22 protein-coding genes and 1 pseudogene are annotated in these 23,671 nt (G+C 43.8%); 11 read left to right on the top strand and 12 right to left on the bottom strand.

The genetic code is table 11. From position 1 onward, the window contains the following. The first annotated feature begins 142 nt into the window (after window positions 1–142). Entirely contained in the window at window positions 143–1,144 is a 1,002-nt protein-coding gene (gene yutH, locus F9802_RS08175; protein WP_152150800.1) for a spore coat putative kinase YutH, read from the top strand. 111 nt (window positions 1,145–1,255) lie between these two features. Next, complete coding sequence (locus F9802_RS08170) at window positions 1,256–2,242, top strand: 2-hydroxyacid dehydrogenase (protein ID WP_152150797.1); 987 nt, start codon at window positions 1,256–1,258, stop codon at window positions 2,240–2,242. Between the two features lie 47 nt (window positions 2,243–2,289). On the opposite strand, the pseudogene F9802_RS08165 reads toward F9802_RS08170, so the two are convergent. Continuing rightward, window positions 2,290–2,511, bottom strand: a pseudogene (locus tag F9802_RS08165) (NifU family protein); the annotation flags it as partial. A gap of 171 nt (window positions 2,512–2,682) precedes the next feature. Between F9802_RS08165 and F9802_RS08160 the strand changes: the two are divergent. The 4 genes from F9802_RS08160 to F9802_RS08145 all read left to right on the top strand — a co-directional run bounded on the left by F9802_RS08160 (window position 2,683) and on the right by F9802_RS08145 (window position 7,440). Further along, a complete protein-coding gene (locus F9802_RS08160; protein ID WP_152150793.1) occupies window positions 2,683–3,015 on the top strand; it encodes a YuzD family protein in 333 nt (110 codons plus the stop codon). A gap of 169 nt (window positions 3,016–3,184) precedes the next feature. Continuing rightward, entirely contained in the window at window positions 3,185–4,543 is a 1,359-nt protein-coding gene (gabT, locus tag F9802_RS08155) for a 4-aminobutyrate--2-oxoglutarate transaminase (RefSeq protein ID WP_152150791.1), read from the top strand. A gap of 87 nt (window positions 4,544–4,630) precedes the next feature. Continuing rightward, window positions 4,631–5,992, top strand: coding sequence for a sigma-54 interaction domain-containing protein (locus F9802_RS08150; protein ID WP_152150789.1), 1,362 nt, complete (start codon window positions 4,631–4,633; stop codon window positions 5,990–5,992). Window positions 5,993–6,015: 23 nt separating this feature from the next. Beyond that, window positions 6,016–7,440: an NAD-dependent succinate-semialdehyde dehydrogenase gene (locus tag F9802_RS08145; RefSeq protein ID WP_152150787.1), complete on the top strand. Its 1,425-nt coding sequence runs from the start codon at window positions 6,016–6,018 to the stop codon at window positions 7,438–7,440. Window positions 7,441–7,483: 43 nt separating this feature from the next. Here the strand turns inward: F9802_RS08145 and F9802_RS08140 are convergent, their stop codons facing one another. From F9802_RS08140 to F9802_RS08125, 4 genes are all read right to left on the bottom strand, one after another. Beyond that, window positions 7,484–8,560, bottom strand: coding sequence for a Ger(x)C family spore germination protein (locus F9802_RS08140; protein ID WP_152150786.1), 1,077 nt, complete (start codon window positions 8,558–8,560; stop codon window positions 7,484–7,486). Then, on the bottom strand, window positions 8,557–9,648 hold the full coding sequence (locus F9802_RS08135; RefSeq protein ID WP_152150784.1) for a GerAB/ArcD/ProY family transporter: 1,092 nt from the start codon (window positions 9,646–9,648) through the stop codon (window positions 8,557–8,559). The genes F9802_RS08140 and F9802_RS08135 overlap by 4 nt, the downstream gene beginning before the upstream one ends. 21 nt (window positions 9,649–9,669) lie before the next feature. Continuing rightward, the gene (locus tag F9802_RS08130; RefSeq protein WP_152150782.1) at window positions 9,670–11,160 is read right to left on the bottom strand and encodes a spore germination protein; all 1,491 of its coding nucleotides are present in this window, start codon (window positions 11,158–11,160) and stop codon (window positions 9,670–9,672) included. A gap of 204 nt (window positions 11,161–11,364) precedes the next feature. Then, the gene (locus tag F9802_RS08125; RefSeq protein WP_152150780.1) at window positions 11,365–12,432 is read right to left on the bottom strand and encodes an NAD(P)/FAD-dependent oxidoreductase; all 1,068 of its coding nucleotides are present in this window, start codon (window positions 12,430–12,432) and stop codon (window positions 11,365–11,367) included. 208 nt (window positions 12,433–12,640) lie between these two features. On the opposite strand from F9802_RS08125, the gene F9802_RS08120 reads away from it, so the two are divergent. Continuing rightward, window positions 12,641–12,877, top strand: coding sequence for a YuzB family protein (locus F9802_RS08120; protein ID WP_152150778.1), 237 nt, complete (start codon window positions 12,641–12,643; stop codon window positions 12,875–12,877). A 189-nt stretch (window positions 12,878–13,066) separates the two neighbouring features. Here the strand turns inward: F9802_RS08120 and F9802_RS08115 are convergent, their stop codons facing one another. From F9802_RS08115 to F9802_RS08105, 3 genes are read right to left on the bottom strand one after another with little or no spacing between them, the layout of a single operon-like run. Next, window positions 13,067–14,182 (bottom strand): GerAB/ArcD/ProY family transporter, encoded by a 1,116-nt coding sequence (locus F9802_RS08115; protein WP_152150777.1) that lies wholly within the window; start codon window positions 14,180–14,182, stop codon window positions 13,067–13,069. A gap of 20 nt (window positions 14,183–14,202) precedes the next feature. Further along, window positions 14,203–15,426 (bottom strand): Ger(x)C family spore germination protein, encoded by a 1,224-nt coding sequence (locus F9802_RS08110; protein WP_152150775.1) that lies wholly within the window; start codon window positions 15,424–15,426, stop codon window positions 14,203–14,205. Further along, window positions 15,416–17,023 (bottom strand): spore germination protein, encoded by a 1,608-nt coding sequence (locus F9802_RS08105; protein ID WP_152151337.1) that lies wholly within the window; start codon window positions 17,021–17,023, stop codon window positions 15,416–15,418. Before F9802_RS08105 ends, F9802_RS08110 begins: the two co-directional genes overlap by 11 nt. A gap of 145 nt (window positions 17,024–17,168) precedes the next feature. On the opposite strand from F9802_RS08105, the gene F9802_RS08100 reads away from it, so the two are divergent. After that, window positions 17,169–17,399, top strand: coding sequence for a hypothetical protein (locus F9802_RS08100; protein ID WP_152150773.1), 231 nt, complete (start codon window positions 17,169–17,171; stop codon window positions 17,397–17,399). Window positions 17,400–17,501: 102 nt separating this feature from the next. Here the strand turns inward: F9802_RS08100 and F9802_RS08095 are convergent, their stop codons facing one another. Together F9802_RS08095 and F9802_RS08090 are read right to left on the bottom strand one after the other, a co-directional pair. After that, a complete protein-coding gene (locus tag F9802_RS08095; RefSeq protein ID WP_152150771.1) occupies window positions 17,502–17,948 on the bottom strand; it encodes a hypothetical protein in 447 nt (148 codons plus the stop codon). A 6-nt stretch (window positions 17,949–17,954) separates the two neighbouring features. Beyond that, window positions 17,955–18,959 (bottom strand): DUF3231 family protein, encoded by a 1,005-nt coding sequence (locus F9802_RS08090; RefSeq protein ID WP_152150769.1) that lies wholly within the window; start codon window positions 18,957–18,959, stop codon window positions 17,955–17,957. A gap of 129 nt (window positions 18,960–19,088) precedes the next feature. Here F9802_RS08090 and F9802_RS08085 point away from each other — a divergent pair, with 129 nt between their 5' ends. Continuing rightward, on the top strand, window positions 19,089–20,102 hold the full coding sequence (locus F9802_RS08085) for a DUF3231 family protein (RefSeq protein ID WP_152150767.1): 1,014 nt from the start codon (window positions 19,089–19,091) through the stop codon (window positions 20,100–20,102). A gap of 40 nt (window positions 20,103–20,142) precedes the next feature. On the opposite strand, the gene F9802_RS08080 is transcribed toward F9802_RS08085, so the two are convergent. Then, window positions 20,143–20,844 (bottom strand): DUF2225 domain-containing protein, encoded by a 702-nt coding sequence (locus F9802_RS08080; RefSeq protein WP_152150765.1) that lies wholly within the window; start codon window positions 20,842–20,844, stop codon window positions 20,143–20,145. Window positions 20,845–21,041: 197 nt separating this feature from the next. On the opposite strand from F9802_RS08080, the gene erpA reads away from it, so the two are divergent. Beyond that, on the top strand, window positions 21,042–21,410 hold the full coding sequence (gene erpA, locus F9802_RS08075; protein ID WP_152150763.1) for an iron-sulfur cluster insertion protein ErpA: 369 nt from the start codon (window positions 21,042–21,044) through the stop codon (window positions 21,408–21,410). A gap of 63 nt (window positions 21,411–21,473) precedes the next feature. On the opposite strand, the gene F9802_RS08070 is transcribed toward erpA, so the two are convergent. Continuing rightward, window positions 21,474–22,115 carry an SDR family oxidoreductase gene (locus tag F9802_RS08070; RefSeq protein WP_152150761.1) on the bottom strand — a complete coding sequence of 214 codons (642 nt, stop codon included), beginning with the start codon at window positions 22,113–22,115 and terminating at the stop codon, window positions 21,474–21,476. A gap of 302 nt (window positions 22,116–22,417) precedes the next feature. Here F9802_RS08070 and F9802_RS08065 point away from each other — a divergent pair, with 302 nt between their 5' ends. Beyond that, complete coding sequence (locus tag F9802_RS08065; RefSeq protein WP_152150759.1) at window positions 22,418–23,638, top strand: NAD(P)/FAD-dependent oxidoreductase; 1,221 nt, start codon at window positions 22,418–22,420, stop codon at window positions 23,636–23,638. The last annotated feature ends 33 nt before the right edge of the window (window positions 23,639–23,671 follow it).

Below are 23,671 nucleotides of genomic sequence, written 5' to 3'. Positions count from 1 at the left end.
TATTGGGCATTTCCTTACTAGAAGAATTCCAGATGAAGCAGCGAAATTCCTTTTTTTTAGAAAAGCTTTCTGTTACCTATATTCCCTTAAGCCAAACGGTCTATTCAAATGAAAAGCGTTTGAAGAAAGAGGAGGAAAGCGAATGGACGGGAAAGAACTGTTAAAGAAGCACTTTCATATAGAGGCAGACCGGATTCCGTACAGATCAGAAGCGATGTGTTATGAAAGCAACGGCCTACTTTATCTTATTGTTGAGGTGACAAAGAAGGAACAACAATACTTAAATGAATTGCATCAAATGTCTCAGCACATGATTAGACAGGGAGAAAAGAGAATAGCGGCATTTATGCCGGACCAAAGCGGTTACTTTTTAATTGTGGAGGGAAAAAAGGAGTTCGTCGTTCTCGTGAGTAAACGTTATTCTTCACAGCCGACTTTAACCGGGGGAAAGTTGGCGAGATTTCATTTACGAGGCCGTTCGATTCCTGTTCAAATGACGTCTGTGAACGAATTCGGCCGCTGGAAAGAAAATTGGGAGCAGCGACTTGAAAAGCTGGAGAAAGCAGCCGGCCAATTAGTAAAAGAACAAGATGATCCATTTGCCCGCCTTGTGGTTGAGGCATTTCCTTACTATATGGGACTAGCAGAAAATGCAATTCAATATGTGGCAGATACGGAAATGGATGAATCGCCGGGGAAGTGGGATACAGGGACCATTTGCCAATGGACATTCAGTGAAAAAGCATGGCTTAGCGAACCGGCCATCCGTCAGCCGTTTGATTGGGTGTTTGATCATGCGGCGCGCGATATCGCAGAGTGGATCCGTTCCCATTATTGGCAAGGTTCTTTATTTTATCGTTCTCGTTTTACGCAATTTTTGCAGGAATATGAACAAGTAAGGCCGCTTTCTCCGTTTACTTGGCGGCTTATTTACGCACGGCTGCTGTTCCCGGTACATTATTTCGAATGCGCAGAAAATTATTTTTCTGCCGCTTCTCTTCATATAAAAAAAGAAAATGAAGAAAAATTAAAGAAATACACGGTTCATTCGCCTGAACACGAGCAATTTTTAGCTTTCTTTTATGAGTGGGCGGGCGTACCAGTCAAAAAATTAAAAATACCCGATGTGCAATGGCTGAAATAATTTATCACATGAAGCGCAGAGCTTATTTTCATATCTTGTACTGAAGGAAGGAGCATTTTTCTGAATTATGTTAAAATGAGGAGGTGAATAAAAAAGAAAGCAGGTGTATATGTGAAGCCGCTCGTGTATGTAACCCGGAAGCTGCCCGAAGAAATTATAGTAAGGCTGCAGGAAAATTATGAAATTGATATGTGGTCAAAAGCAGAAGTTCAAGTACCACGTGAAATTTTATTGGAAAAGGTAAAAAAAGCCGATGCGCTGCTGACGGTCATTTCAGACAGGCTCGATGAAGAGTTATTTTCCAAAGGGGAAAACTTAAAAGTGGTCGCCAACATGGCGGTCGGTTATGACAATGTCGATCTTGATGCTGCAAGCAAGTACGGCATTGCCATTTGCAATACGCCAGACGTATTAACGGATACGACGGCTGATTTGGCGTTTGCTCTGCTCTTGGCGACAGCTCGCCGCATGGTAGAAGCAGCAGAATTTGTGAAAAATGGCGAATGGAAAAGTTGGTCGCCGATGCTGTTGGCCGGCACGGATGTCCACCATAAAACGATCGGCATCGTCGGTATGGGAAAGATTGGCACAGTTGTCGCCAAACGAGCTGCTGGTTTTGATATGGAAATCATTTATCATAACCGCCGCCGACATGAAGTGGCCGAAGAAATGCTCGGCGCGCGCTACTGTTCTATGGATGAATTGCTAGAAGAAGCCGATTTTGTTGTATGTCTTGCGCCGCTCACGGAGGAGACAAAAGGGATGTTCCAGCGGGAGCAGTTCCAGAAAATGAAAAAAGACGCTATTTTTATCAATGCCAGCCGCGGCCCGATCGTCAACGAAGAAGCGCTTTACGATGCTCTTCAAGCTGGGGAAATTGCGGCCGCTGGTCTCGACGTTTTCAATGAGGAGCCAATTGGTGCCAATCATCCGCTCCTCGCACTGACAAACGTTGTCGCCTTGCCGCATATTGGCAGCGCAACGAAAGAAACGCGGATCGCCATGATGGAAACGTGCTGTGACAACCTCGACGCCATTTTTGCTGACCGTACACCGAGAACACTCGTCAACAAAGATTTTTTGAGTTCAAGGCATTAAACTGCAAACAAAAAGAAGAGGTCCCGTGACGGGATCTCTTCTTTTCATTAAAAGACTTGTTCTACTTCAACAACACCAGGTACTTCTTCTAACAGGGCACGTTCGATGCCTGCTTTGAGTGTGATTGTAGAGCTTGGGCACGAGCCGCATGCACCGAGGAGGCGAAGTTTGACGATGCCGTCCTCTATATCTACTAGTTCACAGTCGCCGCCGTCACGAAGTAAAAACGGGCGTAATTTATCTAATACTTCTTGTACTTGTGTTTCCATTTGTTGTTCTGCCACTTTGATCGACTCCTTTCTCATTCTCCTTCTTATTATAATGATTATCATGAGAAAAATCCATTGATTGATAAACAATTTCATCAAGTGGATGTTTTTGTTCCGAAAACACTGATTTTTCGGTAAAATGGATGTAATACACTGGAAGGTGGGGGAATCATGGAAAGAAAAGTAGAAATCATTATATACGGTACGGAACAGCTTTGTCCGAGTTGTGTCAATTTGCCGTCTTCAAAAGAAACGTATGAATGGCTGGAAGCGGCTATTTCTAGAAAATATCCGGATCAGCCGTTCACGATCAGTTATGTGGACATTCAAGCACCGCCGGAAGACGAGAAGAAAAGAGCGTTTGCGGAAAGAGTCATTGAAGAAGATATGTTTTATCCGGTCGTGCTTTTAGAAGACACAGTTGTTGGGGAAGGAAACCCGAAGTTGAAAGTGATCTATCGTGAAATGGAGAAGTATGGATATACGAGCAATGAAGCGCTGTAGGGAAACGATCAATTAAATAAGTCACTTAAGACTCGATTGAGTCTTAAGTGACTTATCAAAAGTCTGTTTATTCACAATAATTGAAGTGTTTACGCCTTTTTTAAGTTGGCACGCTTTTTGCAATACTCCTAATTAAGAAATGATTTTTGAAAAGGAAAGGGGTATAGAAATGACGAGAAAGTTTGCTAAAGTCAATGGCAGCCTGCCAGGAGAAAAAGCGAAAAAGTTATTGGAAAGAAGAGGCCAGGCGGTTCCTAAAGGTGTCTCCAATGGGGTGCCGACGTTTGCTGAGAAGGCAGAAGGCGCGTTAATCCATGATGTGGACGGCAATACGTTTATCGATTTCGTCGGCGCGATCGGCACGATGAACGTCGGCCACTGCCACCCGAAAGTGACCGCAGCCCTACATAAGCAAGTGGATCAATATATCCATCCCGGCTTTAACGTGATGATGTATGAGCCGTATATTGAACTAGCTGAAAAACTGGCGGCGATTGCGCCGGGAGAGCATGAAAAAGAAGTGATTTTATTTAACAGCGGAGCAGAAGCAGTAGAAAACGCAGTGAAAATCGCCCGTAAATATACGAAACGTTCCGGCGTCGTTTCATTTTCCCGCGGTTATCATGGCCGTACGCTTTTGACGATGACGATGACGAGCAAAGTAAAGCCTTACAAGTTTGAATTTGGTCCGTTTGCGCCGGAAGTGTATAAAGCACCTTATCCGTACAATTACCGCCGCCCGGACAGCACGACAGAAGAACAATATGAAGACTTCATCATCGGGCAGCTCCATGAGTTCTTCGTCAATGATGTGGCGCCGGAAAGCATCGCCGCTGTTGTTATGGAGCCGGTTCAAGGAGAAGGAGGATTTATCGTTCCTTCAAAGCGCTTCGTTCAAGCAGTGTACGAAGAGTGTCAAAAGCACGGTATTCTCTTTATCGCCGATGAAATTCAAGCAGGATTTGGCCGCACTGGCCGTTACTTCGGCATGGAGCACTTTGATATCGTTCCTGACTTAATTACCGTTTCTAAATCGATGGCAGCCGGTTTGCCGATCAGCGGTGTGATCGGCCGCAAGGAGATTATGGAAGTGTCTGCGCCGGGAGAGCTGGGCGGCACGTATTCCGGCAGTCCACTCGGCTGTGCTGCAGCGCTCGCTGTTCTTGATATTATTGAGGAAGAAAAGTTGAATGAGCGCGGGGAAAAACTAGGTCAAGTTGTGATGAGCCGTTTCCGCCAGCTCGCTGAGAAATATGATGAAATCGGCGACATTCGCGGCCTCGGATCCATGTGTGCCATCGAACTCGTCAAAGACCGCAAAACGAAAGAGCCGAATAAAGAGCTGACCAATTTGATTATTACAGAAGCAAATAAACGCGGCCTGCTTGTACTGAGCGCCGGTGCATACGGCAACGTTCTGCGCTTGTTGATGCCGCTCGTTATCACAGATGAACAGGTGGCAGAAGGGCTGGATATTCTTGAAGAAGCGATGGAAGCAGCCGTCTCACAGCAAGTTGTTAACGCCTGATCTATAAAAGTGAATAACAGACAAGTTTATCTCCCGGTCGTATTTTTGTTATAATATAAACAATGACTATCCGGGAGGAGGCTTGTCATGAATGAGGCCCGCGATCCTGTGCGCGAAGAATTATTTGATATTTTTGAATCGTCTTTCGATGAGATACTTGTCACTAATGCGAGTGGCATTGTCATTCGCGTGAATGCTACATGCCGGAAGAATTATGAGCAAATAGCGGATGGATTAATCGGCAAGCATGTAAAGGACTTGGAGAAAATGGGGATTTTTTATCCGTCCGCTACGCTGAAGGTGATTGAAAGCCTGCAGCCGATTGAATTGTTTCAAACGTCCAATACAGGCCGCTATTATCACGTTCGTACAAAACCTGTCTTTCATTCGGACGGCTCATTAAAAAGCGTCATTAGCTACTCGCGCGATTTAACGGAAATGATGCAGCTGCGAAAAAAAATCGAAGAAATGGAAGACGAACTGGCAACGTACAAAAAAGAATTAAAAGAACCGTTTGAATTTGACGGCCTTATTTCGAAAAGTGAACAAATGGGCAAAATCATGCTGCTCGTGCGCAAAATTGCCAAAGTAAATTCAACCGTGCTGCTGCTTGGGGAAACAGGTGTCGGCAAAAGCAAAATTGTCCGTTCCATCCACCAGTTGAGCGAGAGGCGGGATCATCCGCTTCACGATATTAACTGTGCTGCGCTTCCTGAACAGCTGATTGAATCAGAGTTATTCGGCTACGAAGGCGGAACGTTTACCGGCGCTTTCCGGGAAGGGAAAAAAGGACTGATTGAACTGTCCAATCACGGTACATTGTTTTTAGATGAAGTCGGAGAACTGCCGCTCGCTGCCCAAGGAAAACTGCTTCACGTCTTGCAGGAAAAGCAAATCCGCCCGATCGGCGGCCGGCAGCCGATTTCATTAAACTTGCGGATCATTGCCGCTACAAATAAAGATTTAAAGAAAATGGTGGACAGAGGCAGCTTCCGCAGGGATTTGTATTACCGGCTGAATGTCGTGCCGATTCAAATCCCGCCGCTTCGTGAGCGAAAAGAAGACATCATTCCGTTAACGTATCACTTTTTGGATTACTTTAATCAGCTGTATGAAACGAAGGTTCGCTTTTCGCCACAAGTGCTGCACGCTTTTCTAGATTTTGAGTGGAAAGGCAACATACGCGAACTGGAAAATATGGTGGAGCGGCTCGTTGTGACAGGAGATGAAATCGTCACATGGAATGACTTGCCAGCGGAGCTGTTTCAGCAGGAATTAACGGAAAAAGGCACGACTTTGCCGGAGATCATCGAAGAAGTGGAACGGAAATTGATTGTGCAGACGTACAGCCAAGAAAAATCGACTTATAAACTAGCGAAGATACTCGGCATCAGCCAATCAACAGCTGCAAGAAAAGTGAGAAAGTATATTGGAGAAATAGAAGAATAAGAGATTAAGAGGAGGAAAAAAGAATGAAAAACTGGAAAATTTGTATTAATGGTGAGTGGATCGAAACAGAAAAGACAATTGACGTCATTAACCCGGCGACAAATGAAGTGATTGCAACGATTCCAGACGGCGGCACAGAAGAAGCGGAACGGGCAGCCGATGCCGCTCATGAAGCGTTCAAGCAATGGTCGAAACTGACAGCGAATGAGCGTGCAGAATATTTAATGAACTGGTACCGCTTAATTGATGAGAATAAAGAAGAAATCGGCAAATTGATGACAGAAGAACAAGGAAAGCCGCTAAAAGAAGCAATCGGTGAAGTCGTTTATGCAAACAGCTTCCTTTCCTGGTACGCAGAAGAAGGAAAACGCATTTACGGTGAAACGATTCCTGCTTCCCATCCACGTAAGCGCCTGTTCGTTCAAAAAGAGCCAGTCGGTGTGGTTGCAGCGATTACGCCGTGGAACTTCCCGGCAGCAATGATTACAAGAAAAGTCGGCCCTGCTTTAGCCGCTGGGTGTACAGCGATGATTAAGCCGGCGACGCAAACGCCTTTAACAGCGATCCGCCTCGTAGAACTAGCTGAAGAAGCGGGCATTCCAAAAGGGGTCGTTAACGTAGTGACGGGAAGTGCGCGTCAAATTAGTGAAGCCTGGATGAAAGACGGCCGCGTCCGGAAAGTATCTTTCACTGGTTCTACAGAAGTCGGCAAGCTGCTTATGCGCGGTGCGGCTGATACAGTGAAGAAAATTTCTCTTGAGCTTGGCGGACATGCGCCATTTATCGTCACAGCGAACGCCGATGTGAAAAAAGCAGCGGTCAACTTAATTGCTTCTAAATACCGCAACGCCGGCCAAACGTGTGTGTGTGCCAACAGAGTGTACGTGCATGAATCCATCGAAGCTGAATTTGCCGAAGCGTTCAAGCAAGAAGTAGCCAAGCTGCAAATGGGGAATGGACTTGATGAAGGCATTGATATCGGACCTTTAATTGATGAGCAGGCAGTGGCGAAAGTGATTGCCCAGATTGAAGACGCGAAACAAAAAGGCGCGAAAGTTCTTGCCGGCGGTAAAGAAGCGGAAGGCGAAAAAGGCTTTTTCATTGAGCCGACAGTGATCACGAACGTAACGGACGACATGCTCTGCATGAACGAAGAAACATTCGGTCCGCTTGCACCGATTGCAACATTCAAAACGACAGAAGAAGTCATTGAGCGTGCGAACAACTCGCCGTACGGCCTGGCTGCTTATGTGTTCAGTGAAAACATCACAGAAGCAATTGACATTGCTGAAGGTCTTGAATATGGCATCATCGGCTTAAACGACGGGCTGCCATCTGTCGCTCAGGCGCCATTCGGAGGTTATAAGGAAAGCGGACTTGGCCGCGAAGGCAGCCATTTCGGCATTGATGAGTATTTGGAAATCAAATATATTTCTTTAGGACTATAGTGAAAAAACAGACATTCGGGTGTTTCCGGGTGTCTGTTTTAATCTATTCAGTAATGCCTGTGTTCCTGATACGAACGTTCATATGAAACTCGACGGGAACATTTGGGTAGTGGTCTTTCCAGGCTTCTTTATCAAAATGCCGAAAATGGCTCCGGACTTTTTCGCCGATTCCGAGCGGATCGACATGTAATTCCTGAAATTTTTTCATTATCTTTTCCGCTCTTTTCGTCATTTCTTTGCTCCACTCCTTCTCCACTTCTTTTAGGGTGTCCCCTTTCAACACCACGCTGGAAGCATCTCTCACCTCTCCCATCATTGAAACATGGATGGCCACCCGCGGGTTGTCCTGGCTGCCGGACACTTTATATTCCGTTTTGGAGCGGATATTTTCAATAGAGATGTACTTTTTATTCTTGAATCTTATTTCATACGTGCCTGTTTTAGACTTCTCGTAAAGGAGTTTAAATACATAACTATCTTTATTGGAAAGCGCTCCTGCGTATTGATCATCCTTAAAAAGGGCGAGGCCTTTATAACGAATATGATCTTCTTTTTTTTCGAGAATAGGAAGAAACGGATCTTGGCCGAACCCGTCATACTGAGACAGGAAAGCATGAGTAGTCGGATGGGGAACAATATCTTTCAAAGTTTTCTCCATGAAATCGGAAAGATATTGAGCAGAGGTCGGCGCATTCGGATATGTAAAAGTCAACAACTCCTCGGCGCTGCCGTCGACGACCGCCATATGAACATCCCTGCCGACAGCGGTAGAGCGGGCGAGCGGATCAGTGAGCTTGTCGACTCCATTCTTTGCCAGTTCTTTACTAATCAAAAAAGCCTGCAAGCGTCCCGTAGCGAGCTTTCTCTGGGCCTGTATTTGCTGCTTTTCTAAGATGCTTAAAACATTATGCCCCACACCTGTAAAGAAAGCGTTGAGCGGCTGAACATCCACCCCCGGAGGATAAAAAGGGGCGGCAGCTGTTCCTTTCATCCGATGCTCGTCTACATAGTCATAACCAATGGCAGAAATATGCTGAATATCTTCAAGTATCTTTGTTTCAATTGAATAACCGAATAGCAGGGCGAGCGTGAAGACGCTCCAAAATAGGAAAGCTTTCATAATGTTTTCCTCACTTTGCTTTTAATCAGCTGGTAAAAGAAGACAAAAGGAATGTAAGCATACATGACGTAAAAACTCACTGAGCTTAGCATTGTATTTAGCTGCTGGATTTGTTCGCGGTCTTTCAAGAGAACAGCCGCCACACTTATTATGACAAGAAGGACAATAAGGCTATGTTTTTGCTTCACGGTAAATAACTGCTTTATTCCTCTCGTAGCGGCCCAAATAAATAAACAAGTACTAGGAAGAATGTTAAACAACCAGATGGCGAGGTTTAAGTACTCAAATCTTTCAAGAAAAGGAAAATCCACAACTTTCCAGAGAGTAATTGTCGGCCAAATCGTCTGAATTAATTGATTCTTATTAAAGTACATGATGGAGATGATCGTTACGGCTAAATAAATGAATGTAGTGAAAGCTGCCCCATATTGTGCCCACTTTTGAGAACTGCGGGCATTTTTTATAAACGGATAAAAGAAAAAAATTGTTTCAAACCCTGAAAAGTACAAAGTCATCTTTTTAGAGGCGGATAAGATCTCAGCCGCGGAATGATCAAAAACAGGAAAAAGATGAGAAAATTGCGCATCCTGTAAAGGGAACCATAACGTTACAATTAAAGGAAAGTTGAAAATGAAACTGAGACAGCAAATCCCAACAACGACTCGAAAGCCTCCGATAACATACACATACACGAGCGCAGAGAGGATCAATGCCATATACCATGTGTCCAATTGCGGAAAGATCCAGACCTGAATCATTTCGATATAACCGCGGAGCGTGGATGCTGCCACAAGCAGCAAATAAACAATCAATGCCAAACTGAGGAGTCCGCCAAGCCACTTTCCAAACAGTTCCTTGTGGGTAACGGTAATATCATTCGTTCCTTTATTTAATATTTGATAAACCATCCACAGAATGACATGAATGGAGAGGGCAGTAATAATAATAGCGATCCAGGCATCTTGGCCCGCGGATTTGACAATATACCGTGGCAAGCTGAGAATACCCATGCCAATTTGCGCACTGGTGATAAGATAAAAAACAAAGAAAGGGGAGACTTGTCGCTTTTCCGGTGGTAAGGGCAGCATACAGACACCTCCGTGTGTGAATTAGTCGTCAATATCCCAGTCGTTTTTTGGCGGAGTCTCCGGCTGAAATCTTACAGGGTTTTCCGCTCTTATTTGTATAGGACGGAGTGCCTGCTTGCTGAACGGCAGGCGAAAAATAGAGTCTTTGAAATCCTGCACACGCAACGGGTATATAGGCTCAAGAAAAGGGTGATTGAGAGAAGTCAGCTTTAATAAATGAGCCGTAAGAAAAGCAAAGCCGACGGCGACTCCGACAAGACCGAGCAGCTGGGCAAACAGGAGAAATGGAAAGCGAATCAGGCGGATCGCGTTGCTGACCTGGTAGACAGGCGTAGTAAAAGAAGCAAGCGCGCCCGTAGCGACGACAATGAGCAGTACATTGCTTGTCAATCCTGCTTGAACAGCAGCTGTTCCGAGCACAATCCCGCCGACAATCCCAATCGTTTGACCAATCTTTGTCGGCAGCCGGGCGCCTGCTTCCCGCAAAAGTTCAATCGCCAATTCGAGCAAAATAGCTTCCAAAAAAGGTGGGAACGGAATGGTTCCCCGGGATGTAATTAGTAAGCTCAGTACATCCTGGGGGATCATTTCGTAATGATACGTTAAAATGGCTACATAAGTCGATGTGGCTAAAATAGAGAAAGCAATCGCAAACAGTCGGATGAGCCGGAAAATAGATGCGATATTCCAGATTGAAACGTAGTCCTCAGCTGTCGAGAAAAATGTAAAGAATGACACAGGCCCTGTCAGCACGAAAGGAGAACCGTCAGTAAAAATAGCCACTTTGCCCTCAGAGAGTACGCTTGCCACGTGGTTAGGGAGCTCTGTATTAATTAACTGCGGAAACGGCGAGTTTTTATTGTCGGCAATCATTTGAGAGAGAACCGCACTATCAGAAACGGCATCGTATTCGATTCCTTGAATTCGCTGAATGACTGTATTGACATTTTCCGGATTGGCGACTCCGTCAATATAAGCAACAATAACTTTTGTTTTTGATAGTTTTCCTATGGTCAATTCTTTCGTTCGTAACCCGGGAGTTGGCAGGCGTTTGCGAACAAGATTCAAGTTTGTATTGATGGACTCAACAAACGCTTCTTTTGCTCCCGTTACGACGTATTCCGTTTCCGGAGTAGATACTTGCCGTTTCTCGACGGCTGGTGCGGGAACGGCAAGGCAGGCAGACTGTGCTTCTTTCTGGTAGAAAAGCAAGTGTCCGGTCATTAATTTATTTTGAATGTCCGGTACATTGTCCGTGAGAGAAAGATCCTCGATCGGCAGCTTTTCTTTTATTTCTTCTAATGAAGAGACTTCCTGTTGTTTAATGATAGTCAGTATATCTTTATGAACAATGTTCGGATCGACTAATGGTTTAAAATAGGCAATGAAAAAGGGCGAGTTTTCATGAAGCTGGAACGTGAGAAAGTCTGCTGACTCTCCGCACGCTGTTAACAGCTTAGCAAGTTCGCTTTCTTGAAAAGCTAAATCTTTTTGTTTAGACTTTTTCCGCATTGGAAATCCCCCCTCTCCATCCCGCTTTGTCTGAAATGCGAGAAAAACAGTCGCTTTTATTATGAGCCAAGAGAGGAAGAATTATAACTTCATAAAAAACAAAAAACGACGGGGAACCCCCGTCGTTTTTTGTTGCATATCGGTTCTTTTTCTTTCAAAAACCCCGATACATCACCATTTTTCGCATATTTTCATTTGTTTGTATTATCCGTTATGATATTTATACATCCAGAGAACGCCGGATTTTAAGAAACGGGCTACGCGGCCGGTAATCGCCCGGTCAGCGACGAAGCCGAAGCCTTGTTTTTTGCCGAGCGAGCCTAAAATGCCTTTTAGTTTCATTTGCGGCATTTCCGCAGGCAGCGGCTCGTTTTTCCAGCGTTTCACAAGCACTTGGACGATTTGTTCCGCCTGTTCCTCAGCGAGCTGGGCGCTCGGGGCGTGCGGCAGGCTGGCGCAGTCACCGACGACATATACATGTTCATCTTCCGGCAAGTTGTGATGCGGCGAGAGCTTCACGCGTCCGGAACCGTCTTTTTCAACGTCCATTTCACGGACAATTCGATTCGGTTGAATGCCGGCAGTCCAGACGACTGCATTCATTGGGTACGCATCATCGTGATTGTAGATCGTGTGCGGTTCGACTTTTGTAATATTTGCGCTGTTAATCACTTCCACACCGTGGTCAACAAACCATTTATGAATGTATTTACTCAGCCGTTCAGGGAAGTCTTTTAAAATACGCGAGCCGCGGTCAAATAATGTAATATCGAGATCCGGACGGCTTTCGCGCAATTCGCTCGCCAGTTCAATTCCGCTCAGACCAGCACCCACGATACCGACTTTTGAACCAGCTGGCATATTTGAAAGCGTCTGGTACGTCTGGCGCGACTTATCAATCGATTGGATGCTGTGCGTATATTCGTCAGCACCAGGTACGTTATGATACTTATCCTCGCATCCGAGACCGATGACAAGATCATCATATGGAATCGCATCATTGTCTTTAATAAGAACTTGCTTGCTTTCCAAGTCGATCTTCGTTATTTCCCCGTATACAAGGTTCAAGCGAGGATGTTCGGGAAACGTAACCCGCACCTCTTGATCGGATATCGTTCCGGCTGCCAGAGCATAATATTCCGTTTTTAAGCTATGGTATGGAAACTTATCCACTAATGTAATAGTGACATCTTCAGGTAATTGATTTGGCAGCAGCCTAAGCAATACGCGCATGTTTCCGTAGCCGCCGCCAAGCAGCACTAAATGTTTCATCTGAATTTTCCCCTTCTGTACAATATGTATTTGAATGTTGACGTCCTCGAAGGCACCGTCAAAAAAGCCGCAATTTTTATCTGCCATCATGAGTATATCTAAATGCAGCGCTTTTCACAACAGACATCATGGATTTTCACAGATAAGTTTTCTCCTTTTCAGCAGGCGGAAGAGATAGTAGAATAAAGATTAGAGGTGAAGGAAAAAAATGAAACCGATTATCGAGTTTTGTGTCAGCAATTTAGCAAGTGGTGCGCAAAAAGCGCTTGAGATATTAGAACGTGATTCCAATTTGGATGTAATCGAATATGGCTGTCTCGGCTATTGCACGAGATGCGCGGAAGGTATGTTTGCTTTAGTGAATGGAGAGCCGGTCGACGGTAATACTCCGGAAGAGCTTGTCGACAATATATATGAGTATTTAGAAGAAAATCCAATGTTTTGAAGAAGAGACCAGCGGAGGAGAAGGGTACCCGCTGGTTTTTTGTATTTTTATATCTATTGTTTAAGTGAAATGTTCATTTGATTTCCAATTTAAATAAAGGGGCAAAAATGATTCATATTGAAATTGAGCCTTCTGCCGTAAAGGCATCTGTTTTGGGAGCTATCCAGTCATTCGGCAATGACTGGCCGCCTAAGTTGATGGTTTGCCTTGTCCCCTTTTTTTTCTATTTTTAAAAAATGCGATAATGAGAAGCAAAAGCGGAAGGATGATTTGAAATGGCAGGTGCAAGTAAACGGGGACGATTTGTAAACCTTCCCGAAAATGCTCCATTATATTACTTGCGATAATGATGGACAAAAATAAAAGGACAAACCCGATCGGAAAAGCGAGCTGCGAAGGTTTTTTAATATGGAATAAGTCGGCCGTGCCGATCACAGCCGCGTAAAAGAATAAGCTGATTTTAAAGAATCCGAGGACGATTACAGCAAGCATAAAAAATATATCGAGACGTTCCAAAAACTCCGCTAACTGGATCATTTGTATCGTACTAAGGAGCGGAAATTGTGTACGTAAAACTTGGGAAACGCCAAGGACACCAATATTCACTGTCATACTAATCGCTAAATTAATTCCGCTTAGTCCTAAGGCCGATAAACCTATGATTTTCGCTTTTTTCGGGTTATTCAAATAAGGCAAAATCATTGCAAATACGACCGCTTCTCCAAACGGAAAAAACAAAGATTGAGTAAAGGCTACTTTTATTACCGGAGAAAGACCTTCCTCCAGCATCGGCTTTAAGTTATTTAAATCGATTAAACCAGAAACAAGAAGCAGTATGAACCCGCTAATTGCGAGAAGGTAAATTAAAACAAAAAACAGCTCACCTGTTCTCGCCAACACTTCGATGCCTTTACGGACCGTATAAATAACAACAAGCACTAAGAATGCGTGATTGAGAGTTATAGGTGTTACGGGATAAGCAATGACGGCCAGCACTTCTCCAAAATCCCGCAGCACCCTTGCAGCAAGGTACAAAAAATATATCATGTAGAGAAAGGCGAGTATCCGTCCACAAAACTTTCCTATTATTTTTTGCACATAGGTGGTCGGCAAACAATCAGGATAGTATAAATAAAGGCGGTGATACATGAAAAAGATGAAAAAACCGCCTGTCATTCCAAGCAGAATGGCGAGCCACGCATCCTGTTTTGCCTCGATGGCAAGTGGAACCAGCAAGGCGCTGCCAATTTCAAACAACACGATAAGGACGAACAGTTGGTATGCGCTGATTTTCGCCTTCTCCACGGCTGTATCACTTCCTTTTTTTAATGATTGTTTTCCACCTCAGAAAGGTACGATTTGTTTCGTAAGCCGCTGCGGCGCACAAAGGCATCCACTGTCATATTCACCTGCAGTTCTGGAAAGTAAAGATCATTCCACTCGTGTTTCCATTTTTTCCATGCTGCGGGATCGGATCGATGGACGGCTTCACCGAAACCGAAAATGTCTGCTTTCTCCTTTTGAACATGCCGGATGGAGTTATCTACCTGCTTCTTAATTTCTTGTTCCACTTTCTTTTCTATTTTCAAAAGCGTCTGCTCGTCGGTTAGATCCACAGGCGCCGTCACCTCGCCAATGTCTCCTTCTGCCCGGATGTGAATGGAAATGCTCGGTGTGTTATTTTTTATATGGGCAGAAACATTCGTTTGTTGACGGATGACTTCGTAGGCGATTGCCGCTTTTTTCTCTTTCCAATTAACGATGATTGCTGTGTTTTGAATTTTATCCAGCACCCACACCGCTCCTTTAGCTGTTTCCCCGTCAAGCCAGCCGGTCAATTTACCGTCTTTAATGATGGCAAGGCCGTCAGCTTGAAGGAGTGCTTCCGGGGTGGTGTTTTGGAGTTTTTCCAATTTTTCGGCCTGTTCACCATCCCCGGTGAAGCGAAAACCGGTAATGACAGGCTCTTTGCCAGGGGAGATGAGGTCAGTTATCACTTCGTGGAGGGCGACATCAATATTCTCCCCCCACCTTTCTTCCGTATATTTCATTGTCTTCAGCACATAGTTAGCTGGAATTTTATCGATAGGTGATAACGCTTTAAGCACATCTTCCGCCGTTCCATTTTGGGCAATCACAACGGATGCCGTCGTCCGAAATTCAGGATCGCGGTCCAAAACATCAAGAATAGTCAGAATACCTTCTTCCTTTGCTAAGTCCTCACCGATGACTAACAAGTTAGTGTGGGCAAAGTATTGTTTTCGCGAGAGATGCGTGCTTAAGCGTCTGCTCATTTCCATCATATTATCTCCAGTAGATTTACGGACGGTAACGGGGGCGCTTTGTCCACCCGCCCCGCCTTGCAGACCTCCCGCCACATACCCCGGATTGACGATTTGAAAGGTGCCAACATATTCACCCTTTTCATTTTTATCAATACCAAGGGCCGACACTATTGCCAAGTTCGTTAATTCTCTTTGGCTCCAGCATCCTGAGAGCAAAACGGCACTGATCATAATGAAGAAAAGCAAAAATAATCTACGGCTCATTTCGATCTCCTTTTTCCGTGCGGCTATTGACCATTCCCCGGTCTGAAGGAGGTGCGGGCTGTTGATCTTCTCCTTGACGAATGAGATTTTCATCACTGGCAATTAATCTTGGTCTTTCCTTGAAGGCCCACCAAGGATAACGGACGACCGTATCTTTCATATTCGCTGGAATAAGCGGGGCGAGCGGGGACATATATGGCACTCCGAAGGAACGGAGGCTGCATAAATGAACGACTAACATAATGCCTCCCAACACAATTCCGTAGAAGCCAAAGGTGGCTGCCGCTGTCATAAATCCAAAACGGATCAAACGAATGGAGATGCCCATTGAAAAAGCGGGAGTGGCAAAGCTGGCAATGGCTGTAATCGCCACGATAATAACCATAGCCGGCGACACAATTCCAGCTTGCACCGCGGCCTGGCCAATGACAAGAGCGCCTACGATCGAGACAGCCGAACCGACGGCTTTTGGCAGCCGGACTCCTGCCTCCCGTAAAATTTCAAACGTCACTTCCATAATTAAAGCTTCGACAAACGCGGGGAAAGGAACGATTTCCCGCTGAGCGGCAATGACGATCAACAGCTGTGTTGGGATCATCTCTTGATGAAAGGTCGTAGCGGCAATATATAAAGCGGGCGCGAAAAGAGAGATGATCAAAATTAACGTTCGTAACAGGCGAAGGAAAGTGGCAATATCAAAACGGGTATAATAATCATCAACGGACTGGAAAAATTGAATAAATACAGCGGGTGCAAGCAATACGAATGGAGTTCCATCCACGAAAACCGCAATCCGTCCTTCCAGCAAATTACCTGCGACGATATCCGGCCTTTCTGCTTGATAAGTCGTTGGAAATGTGGTCGCCGTTTGATCCTGAATAAGTTGCTCAATATAACCGGATTCAAGAATACTATCAGTGTCAATCCTTTTTAAGCGTTTCCGCATTTCCTCAATGATTTTGTCATTGGCGATTCCGTTGACATACATAATGGCCACATCTGTATTCGTGACTTTGCCGATTTTCATCGTCTCCACCCATAAATTAGGGTTTTTAATGATTCGGCGTACCATCGCTGTGTTCGTTCCAATGGATTCAGTAAATCCGCCTTGTGGCCCTAAGATTGACATTTGCGTACTCGGTTCCTGGATTGACCGTTGTTCTCCGCCTTTTGTGTCCGCACTGAGTGCTCCATTTATTCCGTCGATCAGAACAATTGTTTCACCTGACATTAAGGAGGAAAACAGCTCGTCCCAGTCACGCACCGGCTTGACACTGCCGATCGTAACGACACCTTCTGCCATTATTTCAAACGCTTCCTGCTGAATCAGCAAATCACCCAAATCATGCTTTTCCATGATCGCTTCGATTAAAAAGTCATTGATCGACTGACCATCGACAATTCCGTCCACATACACGAGAGCTATTTTAATTTCAGGGTTGGTGCCAACTTTTAACGTCCGAGTAATCACATCTGGACTGTTTCCTGTCTTTTGTTTAATGATGTCAAGATTAGCTGTTAAAGAACTATCAAAGGACTGTGATGGATGATTGTCACTGCTTTTTTTTGGCTTTTTCCGTTTAAAAAATGAAGGCATAGCATACACAATCCTTTCTTTATTTTTCATTCTCCGTTTTAGCCAAAGAAGCTCTTTTTTATAACATTTTCTTATAAAGTCGTTTGCTTGTTTTTCATAGACGGGCTTTAGAATGGGAAGAATATTCATTGGAGAGTGATAAAAATTGAAAATTGCCGGTATCATCATTTTAATGCTGGGGCTTTTAATGGCCCTTTCCCTGAGCATGGACATTCTTTCAGGGGCTGATCTGAAGAGGGCGCTTCTAGATATGATTAGTCCTTTGCAGGTAATGGAACTTATCGAGCTGATTATTTTTGGCCTTTATTTTTTATTGCTGATCATTCAACCGATCTTTTCCTTTTATCGAAAAAGAAAGCAGAAGAAAGCGGTATAAATTGAACAAAGGGGCTGTTCCAACAGTTAGTGAATAACTGGCTGTTGGAACAGCCCCTTTTTCTGAGGGCAGTGTATGTTGTGGCTGCGGTTATTTAATGGATTATTTTTTTCCTATTATTTTTTTTAGTGTAAATCCGACAATCAACCCTGGAATCACACTCAACATCGGAAGCCAAATGGGGCCTAATAATACACCGAATAATGTTATTTTCGAGGAAAAAATGGTGCCTACGGTCACAAAATAAGCCGCAAATACAAATGGAAGGAAGGAATACGGTTTTTTTCCTCCACCTGCATCCTTAAACGCATCCCACATCGCGAAAAAGTAAAGACATGGATAAAACATAAGCCATTGAAAATCGGCTTGAATAATCGCTTGTTCGATATCACCGTGAAAGCTTGAAATAATGACTTCGTTAAAATGCGCTTGTATGTTGACTAAAAACTCTAAAGCAATGAACACAAATCCTTTAAAATATTTTCCGTTTAATAATTGCCCAAAGCCGGGAAGGGCAATGCTCCAAAACAATTTTTCTTTTGCATCCACATCGGTTTAACCCCCTGCTAAATCTTTTCGGTCGGGAGCTGAAGGCGGTTTTTCGAGCCAGCCATTATCAACCATAATATTTGCCCCGTCTGTTGCAAATTCCCCAACCTCGATTATTAAACGGCCATAAGCAGCTCCTAAATCTTTTCTTGAACTTCCTCCCATACTCATTCCATAAAAACCGATTCCGGCATTATATAAGGCAGCTGTATGAAACATAAGTAATTTATCGGAAAATACAGGTTCTTCGGCAGTTGTTACGGTTAAACTCCACGAAATCGGCGTTGGCAAGTTGCTTTCTCCTAAGAACTTACTGAAAACGGCACTATGGTGCTGGGCAATCTCTGCCCCTCTTGTCATAAACCTGCGAACCTCTTTTGATTGTGCTATTTGAGAAAACCCTGTCAATAGGGCACTTCCAAGCGCGTTTCGATACAAATTCGTAAATAAAAATGAAATTTCCGTGCTCGTTAAAGGTCTTTGCTCGCCCATCCACCCAGCTAAAAAATGCTGCTTATGCACAAATTCCGTCTGTTTCGGATACGGGATATAGGGAGAACGAACGTACAGTCCTTTTTCCTGCAATACATTTGATGAACGGTTATACAATTCAGCAGACGATTGTAAACAAGATGTAAAATGTTCCCGAATATCATGACGGGATGAATTCGGAATAGCAATACTATAAGCGTTTAACCCCATTGAACCTATATTTTGAGCGTAATGCAGCATCAATTCATCACTAAAAAGCCTTGGGGCGTTTACATTGACATCTTGTTCCGTAAATCCCACGGGAACGGGAAGGCCTTCCCCTTTAAATATGATCCGATTCATGTCAACATGCATTTCCGCTAATTCTAACGCATATTCCAAACAAGATTTCACATCCGGGTCTTCCACATGCTCTAAAAAGTACGAGATGACACAAATCCCCAATGTATCGTTCAAATACGATCCAAACAAAACAGACAGTTCACTTGACGTTAATTTAATATGGTCATGACTTGTCACTTAACTAACCTCCCACTGAGTCTATCGGTTATCACACGTATAGTATCTCCTATGATAGGAAAAGTTATGATTGTCTTTCTAAAATACAAAGAATAGATCAACACCCACCTATTTTTGGAGGTTAACACGATGAGCGAAAAGAAAATTCCTTTAACATCGGCTGAAATTGCTTCTCTTTGGACGGCGTATATGAATGACAGTATGGCCAAACATTTCTTGGAGTACATGCTAAAGCATATCGAAGATTCAGGCATAAAACCTGCTGTTCAGCTTGCCTTTGACATGGCATCCAGTCACTTGAAACAGTTGCTCACCATTTTTGAGCAAGAACAGTATGCCGTCCCTAACGGTTTTACGGAGAAGGATGTAAACATGGACGCCCCTTGGCTTTTTTCAGACATATTCTGTTTAACGTATGTGAATTATATGGCAAAAGTGGGGCTGCTCGCTTATGGCGGGTTTGTCGCCATGAGTACAAGGGAAGATATGCGAAGTTATTTTACACAAGGGTTAATCGAAACGACCACTCTTTATAACAAAACGGCGGACATTGCCCTTACTAAAGGAGTATATGCCAGACACCCTTATATTGAAGTGCCAAAAGAAACCGATTATGTGGATAGTAAAAAATATTTGAGTGGATTAAATCCATTTGGCAGCAAACGGCCATTAAACGCCATTGAAATTGCTCATTTGTATATGAATGTGATGACAAACACAATGGGAGCTAAACTTTGCCTTGCGTTTGCTCAAACCTCTTCATCTAAAGAAATTCAAGAGTATATGTTACGGGGAAAAGATATTTCAAATAAACATATTCAAATTTTTGTTTCTGCTCTTTTGGATTGCGACATTCAAACACCACACTTACCAGATATTTCAGTGAGTGATTCAACTACCCCGACATTTTCAGACAAATTGCTGATGTTTCATATGTCACTTTTAGGTGCCGCTGGAATAGGGAACTATGCGACTGCCGCAGCTGCCAGCCAGCGAAGCGATTTAGCGTTCAATTATGAGCGGTTATCGCTGGAAATCGCCCAATTTGCCAAAAGTGGAGCCGACATTATGATTAAACATAATTGGCTTGAACAACCACCAGGAACGAAAGATCGAGATCAATTATCAAAAAACAAACAATGAAAAAATACTTTTATATAATCCATCAATAGTGTTGTGTAAATTAAACGCTCGTTTCATTTTTCTTCATTTCGTCCCGCAGTTCGTACCAGCGGTCTCTTGCCATTTCAATGAGCTGTTTTTCTTGCGATTCCCGCTGTTTTTTAAGAATTTTCGAAAAATAGGGAACCGCTTTTCCCCATTGGCCAATCCGTACATGTAATTCGGCGAGTAAATACAGCAAATTTATATCAGACATGGCCGTTAGCGTTAAATCTTCATTAATATATGCTTCTTCGTACTGTTTGGCAGCAAGAGCAAGGAAGCGTTTTTCTTCCTCTTCATTTGCTGAGTCACGGTAAAGCCACGCTGTGCGAAGAGCCAGGCCTGCCAATGTTAAATGTTTTTCTTTTTTAATCAAACCGGAATAGAGAGCGAGCTTGTAACTGTTAATCGCTTGATGAATAGTCCGCTGCTTGCCGTAGTCTTGTGATTTCCAATTACCGCTCACTTTTTCTTTCAATTCATTTTTCGTACCTGGAGCGAAAAAATTGGAAAAGTCATCTGTGAAGGAATAACCGCAAAGAGGGCATACTTTTACATTGTAAAGCAGCGGGTTCATTTCGGAATCTATGTATAGCGGCTTTAAATCTGTGTCCCGGCCCGCCAGTTTGACGAAGCGGTTTCTCAATTTCGTAGATTGGAATGAATGTTGACATAAGTGGCAAGTTTCTTGTTTTTCATAAAAAGGAGAAAGTTTTTCCATTTTAATTGCCTCCTGAATTGTTTCTTGTGAGTCGAAATGCTTATTTCGTTAAAATGATTATACCTCTTTTATGTAAATAGAACTATGAAAAAAGAACTTTTTTACGTACTCATTTGAAAATGAGAAAGCTGTTTTGTTGAGAAGGAGGTTAGCGGCGTATATAATAATAGTAACGATAAAAGAATGGAGGGGTTCCATTGCAAGAACAAGAAGTAGTCAAGATTACAGAAGCAGCTGCTTTTCAGATAAAAGAAATGATGAAACAAAATGAAGAAGAAGGTTCCACTTTGCGTGTCACTGTACATGGCGGAGGCTGCAGTGGTTTATCGTACGGCATGGGATTTGACCAAGATATTAAAGAGGACGACATCAAACTCAGTCAATACGGAATTGACATTGTTGTTGACCAGGAAAGCGCCCCAATTTTAAGTGGGACAGTCGTTGACTATAAAGAATCTTTAATGGGCGGAGGGTTTACGATCGAAAATCCGAACGCCATCGCGTCTTGCGGCTGCGGTTCTTCGTTCCGGACAGCTGTAAATGCCGGCAAGCCGGAAGATTGTTAAATAGAAAAAAGCGCCCTCTTCAAGGCGCTTTTTATTTTGCCTGCCGAATGCAGGGGGGTTCTGTCATGTTCTCGTTAACGCTTCTTTGATCGGCGTGCTGCCGCTAATAATTTCAAATGTTTTACCTTCTGCTTCTTTTGTCAGCAGGGACTCTACTAGCACTTGAGCAACATCGTCACGGGAAATGGTGCCTCCCACAGGTGAGAATTGCGCAGCTAGATCGATCATACCCGTCCCTGGTTCATCCGTTAAGCTCCCTGGGCGCACGATCGTAAAGTTCAGTCCGCTTTTCATCAAATATTCGTCTGCTGCTTTTTTCGCTTCCAAATAGGGCTGAAGAGCGGGGGGAGCTTCTTCAGGAGTTTCCGTTCCCATGGAGCTGAGCATAATAAATCGTTCGATTCCTTTTTCCTTCGCGAAATCGACCGCTTTTTTCGCTCCTTCCTGATCAATCGCGACCGTTTTATCGTGGCCCGTAGCTGAACCGGATCCGGCGGCAAAAATGACGGCATTCACGTCATTCATCGTAAAGCTGAAGTCCTGCTCCAAGTCGGCAAGAATGGCTTTTGCACCAAGCTTCTCCATCTCATCAGTCTGCTCAGCTTTTCGGATCATGGAACGGACGAGATGCTGGTTGCTTTCGGCTAGTCGTTTGACTACTCTTTTACCGGTTAATCCCCCTGCTCCAATGACAAGTACGTTCAAAGTAATCACCCTTTTCTTAAAAAAGTCTTGTTAAATAATGTACCCTATTTCAATTCAAAAAAACGGGGGGAAATAGAGAGGAAGCAATTGAATGAAATCCGCTAAATGGCTTGAAAAAGAAGTATAAAAAGCATATTATTGAAGTAGATATGCCTTTGTTAAAATTTCATGACATTTTTTTATTGTGTTTTTTTACAATTATTCGTGAAGAAAATCACATTTTTAACGAATAGCTGGCAAACTATGAATACATTCATGCGAAACACTCGCAAAAATATGTACAAAAGGTGGTAGGGATCATTATGAGAAAACCAAAAATTGTTGTTCTAGGTGCAGGTTATGGTGGATTGATGACAGTGACTCGTCTTCAAAAAGCATTAGGTCAGGACGAAGCCGATATCGTTCTTGTAAACAAAAATGATTACCATTACGAAACAACTTGGCTGCATGAAGCATCTGCAGGCACGCTTCACCACGACCGCGTCCGCTATGATATTGACAGCGTTATCAACCGCAGCAAAGTCGAATTCATCCGTGCGGAAGTACAGGATATTAAAACAGATGAAAAGAAAGTTATCTTGAATACCGGCGAAATTGACTATGACTACTTAGTGTTCGCTCTTGGCGGAGAGTCAGAAACATTTGGCATTCAAGGCTTGAAAGAGTACGCGTTTACGATTTCCAACGTTAACGCAGCCCGTCAGATCCGCGAGCATATTGATTACCAATTTGCTACATATGCAATGGAAACAGAAAAGAAAGATGAGCGTTTAGCGATTGTTGTCGGCGGCGCCGGCTTCACTGGCATTGAGTTCCTTGGCGAGCTTGTTAACCGTGTGCCTGAGCTTTGCCGTGAGTATGACATTGATTATTCCAAAGTACGCATTTATTGCGTAGAAGCCGCTCCGATGGTTCTTCCAGGATTTGATCCGGAGCTTGTTCAATATGCAGTCGCTTTGCTTGAGAAAAAAGGCGTTGAATTCAAAATTGGCACAGCTATTAAAGAAGCAACTCCTGAAGGCATTAAAGTGGCTAAAGGCGAGGAAGAAATGCAAGAAATTAAAGCTGGTACGGTTGTTTGGGCAGCTGGGGTCCGCGGAAATGCCGTCATTGAAAAAGCCGGTATCGATAACATGCGCGGCCGTGTGAAAGTGAACCTTAACTTGACAGCTCCAGGCCATGACAACATTTTCGTCTTAGGCGATTCTTCACTTATGATTAATGAAGAAATCAACCGTCCATATCCTCCAACAGCTCAAATTGCGATGCAGCAAGGAGAAGTGTGCGCCCGCAACTTAGTGAAGCTTGTAAAAGGCGGCGAAGGAGAGCTTGAAACATTCAAGCCGGACATTAAAGGTACAGTATGTTCTTTAGGTGACGACGATGCGATCGGTGTTGTTTTCGGCAAGAAAGTAACAGGTACAAAAGCGTCATTTATGAAGAAAATGGTCGACAACCGCGCATTGCTAATGATCGGCGGACCATCACTCGTACTGAAAAAAGGTAAATTTAATTTACTATAAGATAATAAAAAGAGAGGCCAGCATAAATGCTGG

The sequence above is a fragment of the Bacillus aerolatus genome (assembly GCF_009183655.1).
Taxonomy (GTDB): domain Bacteria; phylum Bacillota; class Bacilli; order Bacillales; family Domibacillaceae; genus Pseudobacillus; species Pseudobacillus aerolatus.
The sequence above is the reverse complement of the archived record's forward strand: the minus strand, read 5'-3'. Positions and strand labels throughout refer to the sequence as shown.